The sequence below is a fragment of the Couchioplanes caeruleus genome (assembly GCF_003751945.1).
GTDB lineage: Bacteria > Actinomycetota > Actinomycetes > Mycobacteriales > Micromonosporaceae > Actinoplanes > Actinoplanes caeruleus.
The window spans coordinates 5,997,570-6,015,677 of sequence record NZ_RJKL01000001.1; the positions used below are offsets into that span (position 1 = coordinate 5,997,570).

Annotated in this window: 15 protein-coding genes and 1 pseudogene; 12 read left to right on the plus strand and 4 right to left on the minus strand. The window is 70.3% G+C overall.

Translation table 11 applies throughout. From position 1 onward, the window contains the following. Window positions 1-126: 126 nt before the first annotated feature. The 7 genes from rpsB (at window position 127) to EDD30_RS26960 (ending at window position 6,814) form a co-directional block, all read left to right on the plus strand. The gene (rpsB, locus tag EDD30_RS26930) at window positions 127-969 is read left to right on the plus strand and encodes a 30S ribosomal protein S2 (protein WP_071809029.1); all 843 of its coding nucleotides are present in this window, start codon (window positions 127-129) and stop codon (window positions 967-969) included. 73 nt (window positions 970-1,042) lie between these two features. After that, window positions 1,043-1,873, plus strand: coding sequence for a translation elongation factor Ts (gene tsf / locus EDD30_RS26935; RefSeq protein ID WP_071809030.1), 831 nt, complete (start codon window positions 1,043-1,045; stop codon window positions 1,871-1,873). Between the two features lie 102 nt (window positions 1,874-1,975). Next, complete coding sequence (gene pyrH, locus EDD30_RS26940; RefSeq protein ID WP_071809031.1) at window positions 1,976-2,740, plus strand: UMP kinase; 765 nt, start codon at window positions 1,976-1,978, stop codon at window positions 2,738-2,740. A gap of 56 nt (window positions 2,741-2,796) precedes the next feature. Next, window positions 2,797-3,354, plus strand: a complete 558-nt coding sequence (gene frr / locus EDD30_RS26945) for a ribosome recycling factor (protein ID WP_071809032.1) — start codon at window positions 2,797-2,799, stop codon at window positions 3,352-3,354. Beyond that, the gene (locus EDD30_RS26950) at window positions 3,354-4,463 is read left to right on the plus strand and encodes a phosphatidate cytidylyltransferase (RefSeq protein WP_071809033.1); all 1,110 of its coding nucleotides are present in this window, start codon (window positions 3,354-3,356) and stop codon (window positions 4,461-4,463) included. Before frr ends, EDD30_RS26950 begins: the two co-directional genes overlap by 1 nt. 34 nt (window positions 4,464-4,497) lie before the next feature. Next, a complete protein-coding gene (gene rlmN, locus EDD30_RS26955; RefSeq protein ID WP_071809034.1) occupies window positions 4,498-5,676 on the plus strand; it encodes a dual-specificity RNA methyltransferase RlmN in 1,179 nt (392 codons plus the stop codon). A 40-nt stretch (window positions 5,677-5,716) separates the two neighbouring features. After that, complete coding sequence (locus tag EDD30_RS26960) at window positions 5,717-6,814, plus strand: DivIVA domain-containing protein (RefSeq protein ID WP_071809035.1); 1,098 nt, start codon at window positions 5,717-5,719, stop codon at window positions 6,812-6,814. Between the two features lie 76 nt (window positions 6,815-6,890). Here EDD30_RS26960 and EDD30_RS26965 read toward each other — a convergent pair whose 3' ends face one another. After that, window positions 6,891-7,118 carry a DUF2631 domain-containing protein gene (locus EDD30_RS26965; protein ID WP_084557542.1) on the minus strand — a complete coding sequence of 76 codons (228 nt, stop codon included), beginning with the start codon at window positions 7,116-7,118 and terminating at the stop codon, window positions 6,891-6,893. Window positions 7,119-7,251: 133 nt separating this feature from the next. Here EDD30_RS26965 and EDD30_RS26970 point away from each other — a divergent pair, with 133 nt between their 5' ends. Next, window positions 7,252-8,796, plus strand: a complete 1,545-nt coding sequence (locus tag EDD30_RS26970; RefSeq protein ID WP_211278019.1) for a Rieske 2Fe-2S domain-containing protein — start codon at window positions 7,252-7,254, stop codon at window positions 8,794-8,796. A gap of 146 nt (window positions 8,797-8,942) precedes the next feature. On the opposite strand, the gene EDD30_RS26975 is transcribed toward EDD30_RS26970, so the two are convergent. Both EDD30_RS26975 and EDD30_RS26980 read right to left on the minus strand, forming a co-directional pair. Beyond that, window positions 8,943-10,577 carry a phytoene desaturase family protein gene (locus EDD30_RS26975; protein ID WP_071809038.1) on the minus strand — a complete coding sequence of 545 codons (1,635 nt, stop codon included), beginning with the start codon at window positions 10,575-10,577 and terminating at the stop codon, window positions 8,943-8,945. Between the two features lie 11 nt (window positions 10,578-10,588). Next, the gene (locus tag EDD30_RS26980; RefSeq protein WP_071809039.1) at window positions 10,589-11,296 is read right to left on the minus strand and encodes a TetR/AcrR family transcriptional regulator; all 708 of its coding nucleotides are present in this window, start codon (window positions 11,294-11,296) and stop codon (window positions 10,589-10,591) included. Between the two features lie 108 nt (window positions 11,297-11,404). Here EDD30_RS26980 and EDD30_RS26985 point away from each other — a divergent pair. Beyond that, window positions 11,405-13,396, plus strand: a pseudogene (locus tag EDD30_RS26985) (MMPL family transporter); the annotation flags it as partial. On the opposite strand, the gene EDD30_RS26990 reads toward EDD30_RS26985, so the two are convergent. After that, the gene (locus EDD30_RS26990) at window positions 13,395-14,348 is read right to left on the minus strand and encodes a YhjD/YihY/BrkB family envelope integrity protein (RefSeq protein ID WP_084557544.1); all 954 of its coding nucleotides are present in this window, start codon (window positions 14,346-14,348) and stop codon (window positions 13,395-13,397) included. The pseudogene EDD30_RS26985 and the gene EDD30_RS26990 sit on opposite strands and share 2 nt — an antisense overlap. A gap of 88 nt (window positions 14,349-14,436) precedes the next feature. Between EDD30_RS26990 and dxr the strand changes: the two genes are divergently transcribed. From dxr to ispG, 3 genes are read left to right on the plus strand one after another with little or no spacing between them, the layout of a single operon-like run. Further along, window positions 14,437-15,648 carry a 1-deoxy-D-xylulose-5-phosphate reductoisomerase gene (dxr, locus tag EDD30_RS26995; protein WP_071809041.1) on the plus strand — a complete coding sequence of 404 codons (1,212 nt, stop codon included), beginning with the start codon at window positions 14,437-14,439 and terminating at the stop codon, window positions 15,646-15,648. Next, on the plus strand, window positions 15,648-16,898 hold the full coding sequence (locus tag EDD30_RS27000; RefSeq protein ID WP_071809042.1) for a M50 family metallopeptidase: 1,251 nt from the start codon (window positions 15,648-15,650) through the stop codon (window positions 16,896-16,898). Before dxr ends, EDD30_RS27000 begins: the two co-directional genes overlap by 1 nt. Window positions 16,899-16,905: 7 nt before the next feature. Further along, window positions 16,906-18,078 (plus strand): flavodoxin-dependent (E)-4-hydroxy-3-methylbut-2-enyl-diphosphate synthase, encoded by a 1,173-nt coding sequence (gene ispG, locus EDD30_RS27005; protein ID WP_071809043.1) that lies wholly within the window; start codon window positions 16,906-16,908, stop codon window positions 18,076-18,078. Window positions 18,079-18,108: the final 30 nt, after the last annotated feature.

Below are 18,108 nucleotides of genomic sequence, written 5' to 3' on the forward strand. Positions count from 1 at the left end.
TGAGCCGTCAGCGACGGCCCTCCCTGGTCCCGAATTGCTTCGGGCCCACTCCGGGCCGGCGACCGGGCGCCAGGACGCCCACCGCCGGTGAGCGTGACAACCAGGGATCACAGGGAGCAATTCACCATGGCCGTCGTGACCATGCGTCAGCTACTGGAGAGCGGTGTCCACTTCGGGCACCAGACCCGGCGCTGGAACCCGAAGATGAAGCGCTTCATCTTCACCGAGCGCAACGGTATCTACATCATCGACCTGCGCCAGACCCTCGACTACATCGAGAAGGCGTACAGCTTCGTGCGGGACACCGTCGCCGAGGGTGGCCACATCCTCTTCGTCGGCACCAAGAAGCAGGCTCAGGAGGCGATCGCCGAGCAGGCGACCCGTGTGGGCCAGCCGTACGTCAACCACCGCTGGCTGGGCGGCATGCTCACCAACTTCCAGACGGTGTACAAGCGCCTGCAGCGCATGAAGGAGCTCGAGGCTCTGGGTGACCTGACCGGCACCGCCGCGGGTTACACCAAGAAGGAGACCCTGCAGCTCTTCCGCGAGAAGACCAAGCTCACCAAGACCCTCGGTGGCCTGCGGGACATGACGAAGGTGCCGTCGGCGATCTGGGTCGTCGACACCAAGAAGGAGCACATCGCCGTCGATGAGGCCCGCAAGCTGGGCATTCCGGTCATCGCGGTGCTCGACACCAACTGCGACCCGGACGAGGTCGACTTCCCGATCCCGGGTAACGACGACGCGATCCGCTCCGCCGAGCTGCTGACCAAGGTCGTCGCCACCGCGGTCGCCGACGGTCTGATCGCCCGTTCCGGCCGGGGCCGGGGCGGCGACGCCGACGCCAAGCCCGAGGCCACCACCGTCGCCGCCGGCGAGCCGCTGCCCGAGTGGGAGCGCGACCTCTACGAGGGCGCCGAGAAGAAGGCCGACGAGACCGAGCAGCCGGTCGCGACCGCCGCGGAGTAATTCCTCACGGTGCCGGCCGCCGCACGGCGGCCGGTGCCGCAGACCCGATACTCAGAGGATCGAAGAGAGAGCCATGGCCAACTACACCGCCGCGGACGTCAAGAAGCTCCGCGACCTCACCGGCGCCGGCATGATGGACTGCAAGAAGGCGCTCGAGGAGTCGGACGGTGACTTCGACAAGGCCGTCGAGTTCCTGCGCATCAAGGGTGCCAAGGACGTCGGCAAGCGCGCGGGTCGCACCGCCGCCAACGGCATCGTCGCGCACTCCGGCACGGCGCTGCTCGAGCTGAACTGCGAGACGGACTTCGTCGCCAAGAACGCCGACTTCGTCGCGCTGGGTCAGCAGCTGGTCGAGCACGGTGCCAAGACCAAGGCCGCCGACGCCGCCGCGCTGCTCGGCTCGAAGCTCGAGGACGGCCGCGCCGTCGCCGACGTGGTCCAGGACTTCTCCGCCAAGATCGGCGAGAAGATCGTGGTCAACCGCTTCGCCGAGCTCGACGGCACCGTCGCGGTCTACCTGCACCGCAAGGCCCAGGACCTGCCGCCGCAGGTCGGTGTCCTGGTGCAGTACACCGGCAAGGACGACGAGGCCGGCGCCGACGACGCCCGCGCCGTCGGCATGCAGATCGCCGCGATGCGGCCGAAGTTCCTCACCCGCGACGAGGTGCCGGCCGAGACGGTCGAGAACGAGCGCCGCATCGCCGAGGAGACCGCGCGCGAGGAGGGCAAGCCCGAGCAGGCCCTGACCAAGATCGTCGAGGGCCGGGTGAACTCCTTCTTCAAGGACTTCGTCCTGCTCGAGCAGGCGTCGGTCACCGACAACAAGAAGACGGTCAAGCAGGTCGCCGCCGACGCCGGCATCGAGGTCACCCGCTTCGTCCGGTTCGAGGTCGGCCAGGAGTAATCCAGCCGCCGGCGTACTGCGCGGGAGGTCGGGACGCTGGACAAGCGCCCGGCCTCCCCGTCACATAAGGTCTCGGGTTAGCGAAGGAAGGGCGGGGTCGGCATGACGATGGTGACCGAGCAGACTGTTGCGGTGAGCGAGATCCCGGCGCCGCGGCCCGAACGGCCCCGGCGGGTTGTCCTCAAGCTCTCCGGCGAGGTCTTCGGCGGTGGTGCGGTCGGTGTCGACCCCGACGTCGTCCAGGGCATCGCCCGGCAGATCGCTACGGTGACGCGGCGTGGCGTCCAGATCGCCGTCGTCGTCGGAGGCGGCAACTTCTTCCGCGGCGCCGAGCTGCAGAAGCGCGGCATGGACCGCAACCGTGCTGACTACATGGGCATGCTCGGCACGGTCATGAACTGCCTCGCCCTGCAGGACTTCCTCGAGAAGGAGGGCATCGAGACGCGGGTGCAGACCGCGATCACGATGGCCCAGGTCGCGGAGCCGTACATTCCACTGCGTGCCATCCGCCACCTCGAGAAGGGCCGGGTCGTCATCTTCGGCGCCGGCGCCGGCATGCCGTACTTCTCCACGGACACCGTCACGGCGCAGCGTGCCCTGGAGATCCACGCCGATCTGGTGCTCATGAGCAAGAACGGCGTCGACGGCGTCTACACCGCCGACCCCCGTACGGATCCCGCGGCCCGCAAGATCGACCACATCACCTTCGCCGGCGTCCTCCAGCAGGGCCTGCGGGTGGCCGACCAGGCCGCCTTCAGCCTGTGCGAGGAGAACGGCCTGCCGATGCTCGTCTTCGGTGCCCAGGGTGACGAGACCATCGTCCGCGCGGTCAGCGGCGAGAAGATCGGTACCTTGATCACCACCTGATCCCGCGCCACCCCCACCATCGGATTTTTCAGCAGAAGCAAGGAGGCGACGGAGCGGTGATCGACGAGATCCTCTTCGAGGCCGAAGAAAAGATGGAGAGCGCGGTCGAGCACGCCAAGGAGGAGTTCGCCGCGATCCGTACGGGTCGTGCCACGCCGGCGATGTTCTCCAAGATCGTTGTCGACTACTACGGCGCGCCGACCCCGGTGACCCAGATGGCGTCCGTCGGGGTGCCCGAGCCGCGCATGGTGATCGTGAAGCCCTACGACGCGTCGCAGCTCGGCGCGATCGAGCGCGCGATCCGCGACTCCGACCTCGGGGTGAACCCCAACAACGAGGGCACCCAGTTGCGCATCCACCTGCCGCAGATGACCGAGGAGCGGCGTCGCGAGATGATCAAGGTCGCGCGGCACAAGGCCGAGGAGGGGCGCGTGGCGATCCGCAACGTGCGCCGCAAGGCCAAGGAGCAGCTCGACCGCCTGGTCAAGGACGGCGAGGCCGGTGAGGACGACGGCCGCCGCGCCGAGAAGGAGCTCGACGACGTCACCCACCGCTATGTCGCGGTGGTCGACGAGCTGGTCAAGCACAAGGAAGCCGAGCTGCTCGAGGTCTGATGACGTACCCCGAGCCCCGCGGCGGGCACCCCTCCGGCAGCCGGGCGTCAGGACCCTCCGACGCCCCGCTCAACGCCGGGCATGCACCCGCCGAGCGGCTCGGGCAGGACCGGCATCCCGTCGCCCCGGCCCGGCCGTCCGGCGCGCTGCGGGCGGCCGAGCCGGACTGGGCGGCACCCACGGCCGCGACCTCCACCTCTCAGGCGGAGTGGGAGTTGACCACCGCGGAAGCCGGCCGCCGGGGACCGGGTAAGCGCCGAGCGGGACGAGACGGGAAGCCGGTGCCGGCGAAGCAGAAGGGCAAAGCGGGCCGCAACCTGCCCGCGGCGATCGGCGTCGGCGTGGGCCTCGGCCTGGTCATCCTGCTCTCTCTGGTGATCCGGAAGGAAGCCTTCCTCGGCGTCCTCGTGGTCGTCGCGGGCGTGGGCATCTGGGAGACCGTCCGAGCGCTCAAGGTCGCCGGGGCGCGGCCCCCGCTGGTCCCGCTCTTCGCCGGCGGCATCCTGATGATCGGCCTGGCCTGGTTCTACGGGCCGGACGCGCTCCAACTCGGCCTGCTGGCCACGCTGCTCGCCACCGTCGTCTGGCGCTTCAGCGAGCACAAGGCCGGCTTCCGGCGGGATCTGGCCGCGGCCGCCCTGGTCGCCGTCTACGTGCCGTTCCTGCTCGGCTTCGGCGTGCTGCTCGCCGAGCCGGACGACGGACCCTCGCGCGTGCTGTCCGCGCTGATCGCGGTGATCCTCTCCGACACCGGCGGGTATGCGGCCGGTGTGTTCTTCGGCAAGCACCCGATGGCCCCCACGATCAGCCCCAAGAAGTCCTGGGAGGGCTTCGCCGGCTCGGTGACCGCCGCCGCCGTGGGCAGCGGGCTGTTGCTGTACTTCCTGCTCGACGTCTCGTTCGGGTGGGGTCTGCTGTTCGGTGCCGTGATCTCCGTCGCAGCGGTCACGGGTGATCTCGCCGAGTCGATGCTCAAGCGCGACATCGGGGTCAAGGACATGAGCAACCTGCTGCCGGGCCACGGCGGGCTCATGGACCGGCTCGACTCCATCCTGTTCGCGGTCCCCGCGGCATATCTGCTGCTCTCCCTCATCGCGCCGCCGGGGTAGGCATGTGTACTCGACGTGGGAGACTGGATCCGTCATGACGATTCTTCCGGTCATTCCGACCAGCCCCGACCAGCCCGACGCGGTGTCCACGCGCCGTCGTCCCGCCATGCCCCCGCGCCACCTCGCCGACCTCGACCTGGCCGGGCGCCGGGCCGCCGTGGCCGACCTCGGCGAGCCTGCCTTCCGGGCCAAGCAGCTCTCCACCCACTACTTCGGCCGGCTCGTGCGCGACCCCGCGGCCATGACCGACCTGCCGGCCGCCTCCCGCGACCGTCTCACCGAGGTGCTGCTGCCCACGCTGCTCACCCCGCAGCGGGAGCTGGCCTGTGACGACGGCGCCACCCGCAAAACGCTGTGGAAGCTGCACGACGGCGCCATGGTCGAGAGCGTGCTCATGGGCTACCCCGACCGGGTCACCGCCTGCGTGTCCAGCCAGGCTGGCTGCGGCATGGCGTGCCCGTTCTGCGCCACCGGGCAGGCCGGGCTCACCCGCAACCTGTCCGTGGCCGAGATCGTCGACCAGGTCGTGTATCTCGCGGGCGTGGCCGCCTCGGGCGCGGTCACCGGCTCGCCGCCGCGGCTGTCCCGGGTCGTCTTCATGGGCATGGGCGAGCCGCTGGCGAACTATCCGCGGGTGATCGAGGCCGTGCGCCGCCTCACAGCGCCTGCACCGGAGGGTCTCGGGCTCTCACAACGGCACATCACCGTGTCGACCGTGGGTCTGGTGCCCGCAATGCGCCGGTTGATAGCCGAAGGGCTGTCTGTGACCCTTGCGTTGTCCCTGCACGCCCCCGATGATGATCTGCGCGATGAGCTTGTGCCCGTCAACCAGCGCTGGAAGGTGGCCGAGGTGCTCGATGCCGCGTTCGACTACGCGGCGCAGACCGGTCGTCGGATCTCCATCGAATACGCCCTGATCAGGGACGTAAACGATCAGCCCTGGCGTGCCGACCTGCTCGGCAGGCTGCTGCACGGCAAGCTGGCGCATGTGAACCTGATCCCGCTCAACCCGACGCCGGGCAGCCGGTGGGACGCCAGCCCCAAGCCGGTCGAGCGCGAGTTCGTCCGCCGGCTGCGCGAGGCGGGCGTCGCGACGACGGTCCGCGACACCCGGGGGCGGGAGATCGATGGTGCGTGCGGCCAGTTGGCCGCAAGCGAGCTGACGGTGGTGGACGCAGGGGGCGCCGCCGCCGACGCGGAGGTGGCACGATGACTGGGGCCGGTTCCCAGCGGACGCGAATTTGGGAGACGTTGTGACGAGTCAGGGGCAGCGTTTCCGCCGTCGCGCACTGCGCCGCGGCTACAAGGTGGACGAGGTGGACGCCTTCCTCGACCGGGTCGAGGCGACCCTCGCCGGCGAGCAGGTCGGCGCGCCCGTCGGCGCCCAGGAGGTGCACGACGTCGTCTTCCGCGTGCGTTTCGGCGGCTACGACGAGTGGCAGGTCGACCTGCACCTCGACCGGGTGGAGCGGCAGCTCGCCGAGTTCGAGGACCGGGGTGGCCGTGCCCCGGAGGCCCGCATGCAACCCGAACCGATGCGCGGCGGGGGCATGCCCGCCGACCGGATGGGCCAGTCGCTGGGACGCTCCTCCCCGCCGACCGAGCGGCTGTCCGCCCCGGTCCGCGACGACCGCCAGTTCGCCCGCGAGGACCAGTACGCCCGGGAAGACCAGTACGCCCGCGAGGACCAGTACGCGCGCGAAGACCAGTACGCCCGCGACCCGTACGCGCAGGACGACCGCATGTCGCCGCAGCAGATGCCGCAGCGGCAGCAGATGCCGGCGCCGGACCCGTACGGGCGTTACGACGAGCCGACCGGCTACGGCCAGCAGATGCCGCAGCGGCCGGCCGGGCCGCAGGGCTACGACACGGGCGGTTACGAGCAGTTCGAGCCGGGCCGGCACGGCAAGCCCGACATGACCGCGGAGATCCGCATGCCGGAGCGCGACCGCGGCTTCGGCGGCCCGGCCCCGATGAGCGGCCCGCCGATGAGCGGTCCCCCGATGGGTGGCCCGGCCCCGATGAGCGGCCCGCCCATGAGCGGCCCTCCGATGGGCGGCGGCCCCGGGGGAGGCCCCGGCGGGGGTCCGGGCGGCAGCCCCGAGCTCTACCGCGTCGACCAGCTCCGTCGCACCTTCCAGCCGCGGCGCTTCGGCAGCGGATACGACCCGGCGCAGGTCGACCGCCTCTTCGAGAGCATCATGCAGGCCATGACCGGCCGGGGCCCGATGCCGGTGCCCGAGAACGAGCTCGACACGCTGCAGTTCGGGCTGGTTCCCGGCGGCTACTTCGAGGCCGAGGTCGACGCCGCCCTACGCGAGGTGAAGGACATCCTGCTACACCTGCGGTGAGCCCGCGACAAGCGGTGAGCCGCGAAAAAGGCCCGCCTCCCACCAGGGAGAGCGGGCCTTCGCGCGTCTGCGGAGGCTACTGGTCGTTCGGCTTGAGGCCGTTGCGGCGCAGGACCACGTCGCCCAGCACGATCAGGACCAGCATCGCCGCCGTACCGATGAGCCAGATGTTCTCGGTGTTGCCTTCGTGGTTTCCCCACAGCATCGTCAGCAGGACGACGGCCGTCCCGAGCGCGCCGATCCGGGCCGACTTGCGGTTGCCCGGCTTGAGCTGGTCAGGCGCGTAAACCGGCTCTTCTGCCACGAGGTCCTCCCGAAACGAACGCTTCCCTGGTGGCACACAGTGTCGCACGACGCCTCCGCGCGCGGCTCACCAACCCGTACCCGGTACCTTCGATGCCGTCGGATTTGTGCGAGCCGAGGGAGCGAGAGTGCGGATCACGGGCACTGGGCATGCCAGCATGCGGATCGACACGGGCGCGGGCAGCATCCTGTGCGACCCGTGGGTCAACCCGGCGTATTTCGCGTCGTGGTTCCCGTTCCCGGACAACTCGCTGCTGGACTGGGAGGCGCTGGGCGACGTCGACTACCTCTACGTCTCCCACCTGCACCGGGACCACTTCGACGCCGAGCATCTGAAGCGGTTCATCAGCAAGAAAGCCACGGTCCTCCTCCCGGAGTATCCGACCAGCCAGCTCGAGGACGAGCTGCGTGACCTCGGCTTCACCAGCTTCCTGAGGACCAGGAGCGACGAGGTGCATGAGCTCGACGGCGGCCTCAAGGTCATGATCCAGGCGCTGATCAGCCCTACCGACGGCCCCATCGGCGACTCCTCCCTCTGGGTGGAATACGACGGTGTCCGCCTGCTCAACCAGAACGACGCCCGGCCGTCCGACCTCTCCCGCTTCGCCGAGCTGGGCCACGTGCACGCGCACATGCTCCAGTTCTCCGGCGCGATCTGGTATCCGATGGTCTACGAGCTGCCCACCGCCGCGAAGACGGCCTTCGGCAAGCAGAAGCGCGACCGGCAGTTCGACCGCACCTGGCGCTACATCGACGACCTGAAGGCCGACCACGTCTTCCCTATCGCCGGCCCGCCGTGCTTCCTCGACGACGAGCTGTGGCAGTTCAACGACATCTTCGGCGACGAGGGGAACATCTTCCCCGACCAGTCGGTGTTCATGAGCGAGTACGCGAAGGTCGGCGGCACCAACGGCGTCGTGCTGCTCCCGGGCAGCGCTTCGGAGGTCACCGCCACGGGCGACATCACGACCACCCACCCCACCGACGTCGACGAGTTCTTCGCGAACAAGAAGGCGCACCTCGAGGAGATGCGCGAGCGCAAGGCGCCGATCATCGCCGCCGAGAAGGCCTCCTGGCGGCACCCCGAGATCGACGTGCTGGGCGAGCTGAAGAAGCGCATCGAGCCGCTGCTCGAGGAGTCCATCTACCTGGCCAAGGGCGTCGGCGGCCCGGTCCGCTTCGACCTGGTCAGCTACGACGGCGACGCGGTCGAGTCGATCGTCGTGGACTTCCCCGGCAAGCAGGTCCGCGCGTACGCCGACGAGAAGGTCCGCTACCGCTTCCGCACCCAGCGCGAGCTGATCGAGCACCTCATCTTCATCGACGAGGGCGACTGGGTGAACTCCCTCTTCCTGAGCTGCCGCTTCTCCGCCGCCCGCATCGGGCAGTACAACGAGTTCGTCTACGCGTTCTTCAAGTGCCTCAGCGAGGAGCGACTGCAGTACGCCGAGGGCTGGTATGACGAGCACGAGAAGGCCGTCGAGGCGGAGGACACCCACCTGGGCGAGTGGACGGTCCAGCGGCGCTGCCCGCACCTGAAGGCGGATCTGAGCCGGTTCGGGATCGTCGAGGGGAATGTGCTCACCTGTCAGCTCCACGGCTGGAAGTTCGACTTGCCGAGCGGGAAGTGCTTGACGAGTGTGGGGCACAAGATCCGAGCGGAAAAGACAGGTTCCTAAGAGCGTGATGTCGTAGCGGGGTGGTGGGTACAGACCGCTGCTCCCGCCGAGGGCCGGGGCGGGCCGAGCAGGGCGCGGGGCGCCCAGAACGCTCGGCCCACCCCGGCGACGTGCGTGAGTGGTCGCGCCCGAAGGTCAACCCCGCGTCAGCGGCCGAGGTCGCGCAGGATGCGCTGGGCGGCGTTGTGGCCGGCGGCGCCGATCACGCTCCCGGCCGGGTGGGCGCCCGCCGAGCCGGCGTAGAGGCCGTCGAGACCCGTGAAGTAGGGCATGCGCTCGTCGAAGGCGACCGTGTTGTCGACGTGGTGGATGTGGCCGCCGGTGATGCCGAAGTGCTGCTCGATGCCGGGCGGGGTCAGCGGCATCATGTCCGCTACCAGGGACGACGTGCCCGGGGCGTAGCGGTCGCAGATCGCCAGCAGCTTGGTGACGTAGCCGGGGAGAGCCTCGTCCCAGGTGGTGTCGGCGAGCTCGAACGGCACCGACTGCACGAAGAGGGCCGACGAGTGGTGTCCCGCGCCGTCGCGCAGTGACGGGTCGACCGTGGTGTGCAGATACCACTCGATGGTCGGCTCCGCGGGCAGGCGCCCGGCTTGCACGTCCGCCCACATGGCGCGCAGAGCGGCCATCGGGGAGTTGTAGTCGGCGAGGCCACCCATGACGGTTTTGCCGCGGTCTTCCGCCGCGGTAGGGCTCAGCCCTGCGGACCCCGGCAGCAGGTGGATCGTCGAGCCGAACGGCGACGGGGTGTCCTCCGGCAGGCAGGAGAAGCGCGGCAGCCCGGACAGCGCCAGGTTGACCTTCATCGTGGTGCCGGTCCTGCGCACGGCCGCCATCCGCTCGGTGAGCGTGGTGGGCAGCGCGCCCTCGGGCACCAGCGACATCAGCCGGTAGGGGTCGCACGCACCCAGCACGACCCGGGCCTCGACGGTCCGGCCGTCGGCGAGGGCCACGCCGGTCGCCGCGCCCTGGGAGACGGTCACCGCGCTCACCGGCGTACCCGTGAAGATCTGGGCGCCGGCCGACCGGGCCGCCGCCGCGAAGGTGCGGGAGACGGTGCCCATGCCGCCGGCGGCGATCATCCACGTGCCGTCCGCGCCCGGCAGGCGGCACATGTTGTGCACGAGGAAGTTGTGGCCGGTGCCGGGGTCGTCGGGGCCCGCGTTCAGCCCGGACAGGCCGTCGGTCACCGCGTACATGCTGGTCAGCAGTTCGCTCTTGAATCCGAACCGCTCGAGGTAGTCGGCGACCGAGCCGCGTACCAGATCGATGAAGGTGCTCTGGAGCTGCGGCCGGATGTGGCGGTCGGCGATCTCCTCGACGGGCCGCGGCTCCTCGAGCCAGGCGGGGGCGAGATCGGCGCGCAGCGCGGCGATCTCGACCTGCATCGCCTCGTCCGCGGCGATGTCGCGGGGGGAGAAGAACCGCGCCATCTGGGCGCGGGTGGCCTCGCGGTCGGTGCCGAAGAGCAGATAGGGCGAGCCGGGCCCGCCCGGCGTCGGCAGGAAGTAGTGCGGGTCGCGGCGCAGCACGGGGATGTCGACGCCGAGGGTGGCGATCAGCTCCGGCGGCATCAGGCCGAGCAGGTAGGAGCCGGTGGACTGGCCCAGGCCCGGCACCTTGGCGAAGGGATGCTCGGTGCGGGTGGCGCCGCCGAGCACGTCGGCGGCCTCGAGGACGACGACGGAAAGGCCCGCGCGGGCCAGCAGGACGGCGGAGACCAGGCCGTTGTGACCCGACCCGATGATCACGACATCGGCGCGTTCCGGCAGAGCACTCATGGCCGCGAAGCTTATCGTGCCAACTGCCGGAGAGCCCGGGCCAACTCGACTTCGAACAGGGGCTCGACGTCCGTGACCGCCCAGGCCAGATGGCCGAAGACCTCCATGGCCACCATGCCGTACAGGCGGGTCCACGAGGTGATGAAGAAATAGATGACCGGCGCTGGGAACCGGTCGCCGAAGTTCTCCAGGTACGGCCGGAAGATCTCGCGCAGTGCCGGATCGGGCAGCTCGTGCGGCTCCCCCGCGAAGGAGTGCCGGGCGTAGTGCTCGCTCATGACGGCGAAGAACGTCTCGCCGAAGCGGGCTCCGGCCTCGTCCAGCGGCGGTCCCCGCTGCGGCAGCGGGGTGACGCCGGGCACGGGGCTGCCGAACATCAGTGCGAACTCAGCCGGATGGTCCAGCGACCAGCGCCGGAAACCGCGTGCCATGTGCCCGATGCGGGTAAGGGGATCCTCGTCGGCGTGTGCCGCCGCGACGCCCGCCACGGCGGCCCGGAGCTCCTCGAAGAGGTCGGTGACGATCGCCGTGACCAGGGCGTCGAGGCTGGCGAAGTAGCGGTAGAGCGCCGGTGCGGTCATGCCGACGTCGCGGGCGATGGCGCGCAGGGAGATCGCCGTCGGGCCGCCGGCGACCAGCAGACGCCGCGCGGCGTCCTTGATCTCGGTGACGGTCTCCGCGCGCAGCCGTTCGCGCCGGCTGGGTGTGGTGGCCGTCATAGCAGGGGCTCCATTGACGTAGCGAACGGTGTTTGCAACCGTAAACGGTGTTCACTGAGAAGTCGACGATCTGTGGCGACTGTAACGGCTCGGGCAGGAGGTGGACGAATGTTCGACTGGTGGGGCAGAACGGTCGTCACGCTGCGCTGGTGGGTCGTCGCGGCCGCACTCGCGCTGATCGTCGGCGGCGCCACGTGGGGAACCGGGGTCTTCGGCGCGCTGACCGGCGGCGGCTACGACGACCCGGACAGCGAGTCCAACCGCGCGGCGGCGGCCATCGCACAGCAGCTCGGCACCCGCGACCCCGACCTCGTGGTGGTCTGGTCCACCGGCTCCGCGACGGTCGAGGACGACGCCGTCCGGCAGGCGGTCACCGCCGCGGTGAACCGGATCCGTGCGCGGCCCGACGTGCAGCAGGTGGCCGCCTACACCGATCCGAAGGCCCCGCCGACCCTGGTCAGTACCGACAAGCGCGCGACCTATGCCGCCGTCTACCTCAAGGCGGCCGACGAGGACGGCAAGCGGGCGGCGTACCACCGCATCGAGTCCGACTTCGCCGCGCCCGGGCTGCGGACGCAGGTCGGCGGCCTCACCGCCTTCGCCGACGAGGCCAACACCCAGACCGAAAAGGACATCACCCGCGCCGAGATCTTCTCGCTGCCGGTGCTGTTCGTCCTGCTCGTGCTGATCTTCCGCGGGCTGATCGCCGCGCTGTCGCCCCTGCTCATCGGCGGAATCGCCATCATGGGCGCGTTCCTCGCCGTGCGGGCGCTGACCTATGTCACCGACATCTCGGTCTTCGCGATCAACGTCATCACGCTGCTCGGCCTCGGCATGGCGGTCGACTACTCGCTCTTCGTCGTCAGCCGGTTCCGCGAGGAGCTGTCCCACGGTCACGAGGTGCCGGCCGCCGTGCGCACCACGGTCGCCACCGCCGGGCGTACCGTCGTGGTCTCGGGCCTGACCATCGTCCTCGCGCTCTCCAGCCTGCTGATCTTCCCGCAGCCGTTCCTCGGCGGCATCGCCATCGGCGGCATGGCCGCCGTCCTGGTCGCGATGCTCGCCTCGCTCACCGTGCTGCCGGCCGTGCTGTCCCTGCTCGGGCACCGCATCGACAAGCTGCCGATCCCACTCCCGGCGCGCCGGCGCCCCGGAACGGGCGGCGGATGGGCCAAGGTCGCGCACAGCGTCATGAAGCGCCCCGTCCTGTACGCCGTCGGCGTGCTCGTCGTCCTCCTGGCCTTCGCCGCGCCGTTCCTGCGCGTCGAGTTCGGCGGCTTCGACGAGCGCGTGCTGCCGCCCGGCTCGGAGCCGCGCGTCGTCGGCGAGCGGCTGGACGCGGAGTTCCCCGGCGGCGGCGAGGACCCGATCACCGTGCTGGTGAAGGGGCCGGCCGGCGGCCTCGCCGAGCGGATCTCCGCGCTGCCGGACGTCACCGGAGCCACGGTCACCGCGCAGCAGGGCGACTCCACGCTCCTCACGGTGACGTACCCGCCCGGCCTCTCCAACGCCGAGTCCCGCGAGATCGTCTCCGGCATCCGCGACCTCACCCCGCCGGCCGGCGCCGAGGTGCTCGTGGGCGGCCGCCCGGCGATCGACCTCGACCTGCTGGAGAGCCTCGCCGAACGGCTCCCCTGGATGGCGCTCATCATGGCGGTCGCCACGATGATCCTGCTCTTCCTGGCATTCGGCTCGATCCTGTTGCCGATCAAGGCCGTCCTGATGAACGCGGTCTCGATCGGCGCGTCCTTCGGCGTGGTCGTCTGGATCTTCCAGGACGGGCATTTCGAGAATCTGCTGCGCTTCGAGTCGACCGGTTTCATCGAACCGAGCAACATGATCCTGGTCCTCGCCGTGCTGTTCGGCCTCGCCACCGACTACGAGGTGTTCCTGCTGTCCCGTGTCCGCGAGGAGTGGGACGCCGGCGGCGACAACACCGCCGCGGTGGCCACCGGCCTGCAGCACACCGGCGGCATCATCACCGCCGCGGCCGTCCTGCTGATCACCGTGGTCGCGGGCTTCGCCACCGGCGGCATGAGCGTCATCAAGACCATCGGCGTCGGCATGATCGTAGCCATCATCGTGGACGCCACCCTGGTCAGAGCGCTGCTGGTCCCGGCGACGATGCGGCTGCTGGGCCGGTGGAACTGGTGGGCGCCGGGCCCGCTGGGCCGCTTCTACAACCGCTACGGGATCCACGAGGCGCCGGCCCGGCAGGCGCCGGATCCGCAACGGGACTCCGTGACCGTCTGAGCCGCCGGCACCCGCTCGCGCTCCGCGTCGCGGCGAACCCGGCGAGCACGATGACGTGGAACAGGTAGAGCCACAACCCCACGGCGACCACGCCGCCGATCGCGGTGAACCCGCCGAACGGGACGCCGAGATCCAGCGGCAGCGCGCAGAACAGCACGAAGCCGTGCAGGAAGCCGGAGAGGTTGGCGGCGGTGAACGAGCCGACCAGCGCCGTCGCCGGCCAGTCCGGTCGGCCCGGCGCCACCCCGCGGTAGACCCAGACCACCGCGGGGGTCAGCACCAGCCAGGCGGCGAGAAACGACAGGACCACTCCGGCGACCGCGTACCAGCCGCCGCGTACCCAGAGGCCGCTGGTCACGGGCAGCGCCAGGAACAGGGCGAGCAGCAGGGCGGGAGAGGCGGCGAGCAGTGGTAGCCAGAGCAGCCGCCCACGCCACCCGGCCAGCGACTCGCCGCCCTCGCCCAGGCTGACGAACGCCCGGCGCAGGCCCTCGCCGTAGAGCGTGGCGGGCAGCAGGCTCGCCAGCGCCAGCAGCGGAGTGAGCTGCAGCCCGGCGTCGATCAGCCGTTCCAGGGCGTGCGGCGCCCCGAGGGCGTCCGGCAGCGCGTCGATCGTGCGCCCGGTGAGGCGGCGTACCCGCTCCGGCCCGGCGACCAGCCCGGTGATCCACACGGCCAGCAGCGCGACCGGCACCACGGCGATCCCGGCGTAGAACGTCACCGCGGCGGCATGCAGCGCCAGATCCCGGCCGCGCAGCGGGCGGAACGGGGCGGTCAACGTCCGGCGCAGCTTTCGCATCCACCCCACATACCCCGGGCGTCGTGGTTCTCACGACCGCCCCGGACGAGCAAGGCTGGGCGCCGCCGGGGTGCGGGCGTCCGGAAAGATGGCTGTCATGCGTGAGGTTGTGCTGCTCGGTTCCACCGGGTCCATCGGTACCCAGGCCATCGACATCGTCCGGCGCAACCCGGACGCCTTCCGGGTCGTCGCGGTCGGTGCCGGGGGCGGCAACGTCGAGCTGCTCGCCGAGCAGGCGCTGGAGCTGGGTGTCGACGCCGTCGGGGTGGCCCGGTCGAGCGTCGTGCAGGACCTTCAGCTCGCGTTCTACGCCGAGGCGCAGCGGCGGGGCTGGGCCAGCGGAGACTTCAAGCTGCCCAAGATCGTGGCGGGCCCGGAGGCGATGACCGAGCTCGCGCAGTGGCCCTGTGACGTGGTGCTCAACGGGGTCGTCGGCAGCCTCGGGCTCGCTCCGACGCTGTCGGCACTGCGCTGCGGGCGTACCCTCGCGCTCGCCAACAAGGAGTCGCTCGTGGCCGGCGGCCCGCTGGTCAGGGCCGCGGTGACGCGGCCGGGGCAGATCGTGCCGGTGGACTCCGAGCATTCGGCGCTGGCCCAGTGTCTACGCGGCGGCGCGCAGCGGGAGGTACGGCGGCTGGTGCTCACCGCGAGCGGGGGTGCCTTCCGCGATCGCCGGCGCAGCGAGCTGACGAATGTCACACCCGAGGAGGCGCTCAAGCATCCGACCTGGGACATGGGGCCCGTGGTCACGATCAACTCGGCGACCATGGTGAACAAGGGGCTGGAGGTGATCGAGGCGCACGAGTTGTTCGGCGTGGCCTACGACGACATCGAGGTGATGGTGCACCCACAGTCGGTGCTGCACTCGCTGGTCGAGTTCACCGACGGCTCGACGCTCGCCCAGGCGAGCCCGCCCGACATGCGCCTACCGATCGCACTGGCGCTGGCCTGGCCCGACCGGGTTCCGGAGGCGGCTGCCGCGGTCGACTGGACGATGGCGCACAACTGGGAGCTGCGGCCGCTGGACGCCGATGCGTTCCCCGCCGTGGAGCTCGCCAAGGCGGCGGGCCGGGCGGGCCGCTGCCGTCCGGCGATCTACAACGCCGCGAACGAGGAGTGTGTGGCCGCCTTCGCGGCTGGTCGGCTACCTTTTCTGGGCATCGTCGACACCCTGGCGGCGGTGCTCGCGGCGGCTCCCGATTTCGACGAACCGGGTACCGTCGAGGAGGTGCTTGCCGCGGAGACCTGGGCGCGGGCCCAGGCACAGCGGATGATCGCGACTGCGGCTGAAGGAGCCTGATGCTGTATTGGGTGGGGACGGCGGCCTTCGCGCTCGCCATCCTGATCTCGGTGAGCCTGCACGAACTGGGCCACATGATCACGGCTAAGCGGTTCGGCATGAAGGTCACCAAGTACTTCGTCGGCTTCGGCCCGACGATCTTCTCCTTCAAGCGCGGCGAGACCGAGTACGGCCTCAAGGCCATCCCGCTCGGCGGCTTCTGCAAGATCGTCGGCATGACGCCGCAGGACGACGACGTCGAGGAGCAGGACCAGCACCGGGCCATGTGGCGCTACCCGGTGTGGAAGCGCACTGTCGTGATGTCCGCCGGCTCGATCACCCACTTCGCCCTGGCGATCGTCGCGACGTGGTTCGCCGCCGTCTTCGTCGGTCTGCCCAACCCCGATCTGCCGAAGACCCCCGCCGAGGATCGCGCGATCCCCGCGAAGATCTCCGTCGCCGAGTGCGTGCAGGTCGTCCTCTCCAGCCGGCAGGGCTGTGCCCCGACCGACCCGAGGGCGCCCGCGGCGGCCGCCGGCCTCAAGAGCGGTGACCTGATCACCAGCGTCGGGGGCCAGCCGATCCAGAACTACGGCCAGCTCACCGACACGATCCGCTCACTACCCGCCGGCGCCGTCGACTTCGGCTACACCCGCGACGGCGTGGCCGGCACCGCCAAGGTCACGCTCATCGCGGCCCAGCGCCCGCCGCTCGACGACCCGGACGGCGAGGTCAAGCAGGTGGCCGTCGCCGGCGTCGGTCCCCGGCTCGACATGCCCGCCCTGGTCACCTACGGGCCGGTCGAGGGCATCGGGGTGACCTTCGACTACGGCTGGAGCATGGTGAAGGCCTCCTTCGCCGCGATGAAGCGCATCCCGGAGAAGATCCCGGCGCTGTGGAACTCCATCACCGGCGACGAGCGCGACCCGGACACGCCGATCAGCGTGGTCGGCGCCAGCCGGCTCGGCGGCGAGGCGATCGAGAAGGGCGTTCCGGAGATCTTCCTCATGATCTTCATTTCGCTGAACGTCTTCATCGGCCTCTTCAACCTGCTGCCGCTGCTCCCGGTGGACGGCGGCCACATCGCGATCGCCTGGTACGAACGGGCCCGGTCGTGGGTGTACGCACGCCTCAAGAAGCCCGATCCCGGCCGCGTCGACTACTACAAGCTCATGCCGTTGACGTACGCGGTCATCCTGATCGGTGGCGCGTTCACGCTGCTGACGATCACCGCCGACGTCGTCAACCCGATCTCCATCTTCTCCAGGTGAGTGTGAAATGACCGCGATCAGCCTCGGCATGCCCGCCGTACCGCCGCCACCGCTGGCCGCCCGCCGGCAGAGCCGCCAGATCAACGTCGGCGGCGTCCTCGTCGGCGGCGGCGCACCGGTCAGCGTGCAGTCGATGACCACCACCCTCACCGCGGACGTGAACGCGACGCTCCAGCAGATCGCCGAGCTGACCGCCTCGGGCTGCCAGATCGTCCGGGTCGCGGTCCCGTCGCAGGACGACGTCGAGGCGCTGCCCGCGATCGCGAAGAAGTCGCAGATCCCGGTGATCGCCGACATCCACTTCCAGCCCCGCTACGTCTTCGCGGCCATCGACGCGGGCTGCGCGGCGGTCCGGGTCAACCCCGGCAACATCCGCCAGTTCGACGACAAGGTCAAGGAGATCGCCAAGGCGGCCTCCGGCGCCGGCGTGCCCATCCGCATCGGCGTCAACGCGGGCTCGCTCGACAAGCGCCTGCTGGAGAAGTACGGCAAGGCCACCGCCGAAGCGTTGGTCGAGTCGGCGCTCTGGGAGTGCTCGCTGTTCGAGGAGCACGGCTTCCGCGACATCAAGATCTCGGTCAAGCACAACGACCCGGTCGTGATGATCCGCGCCTACCGCCAGCTCGCCGAGCAGTGCGACTACCCGCTGCACCTCGGCGTCACCGAGGCGGGTCCGGCCTTCCAGGGCACCGTCAAGAGCGCCGTGGCGTTCGGCGCCCTGCTCGCCGAGGGCATCGGCGACACCATCCGGGTCTCCCTGTCGGCGCCGCCGGTCGAGGAGATCAAGGTCGGCCAGGCCATCCTGGAGTCGCTCGGCCTGCGCGAACGCGGCCTGGAGATCGTCTCCTGCCCCTCCTGCGGCCGCGCCCAGGTCGACGTCTACACGCTCGCCGAGCAGGTCACCGCGGCGCTCGAGGGCTTCCCGGTCCCGCTGCGCGTCGCGGTCATGGGCTGCGTCGTGAACGGCCCGGGCGAGGCCCGCGAGGCCGATCTCGGCGTGGCGTCCGGCAACGGCAAGGGCCAGATCTTCGTCAAGGGCAAGGTCATCAAGACGGTTCCGGAATCGATCATCGTGGAGACGCTGGTCGAGGAGGCGCTTCGCCTGGCCGACGAGATGGGCGCGGAGCTCCCGGAGGAGCTGCGCGACCTGGTCCCCGGCCCTCAGGTCACGGTCCACTGATCGTCAGAAAGAACGACGGGGCGCACCGGA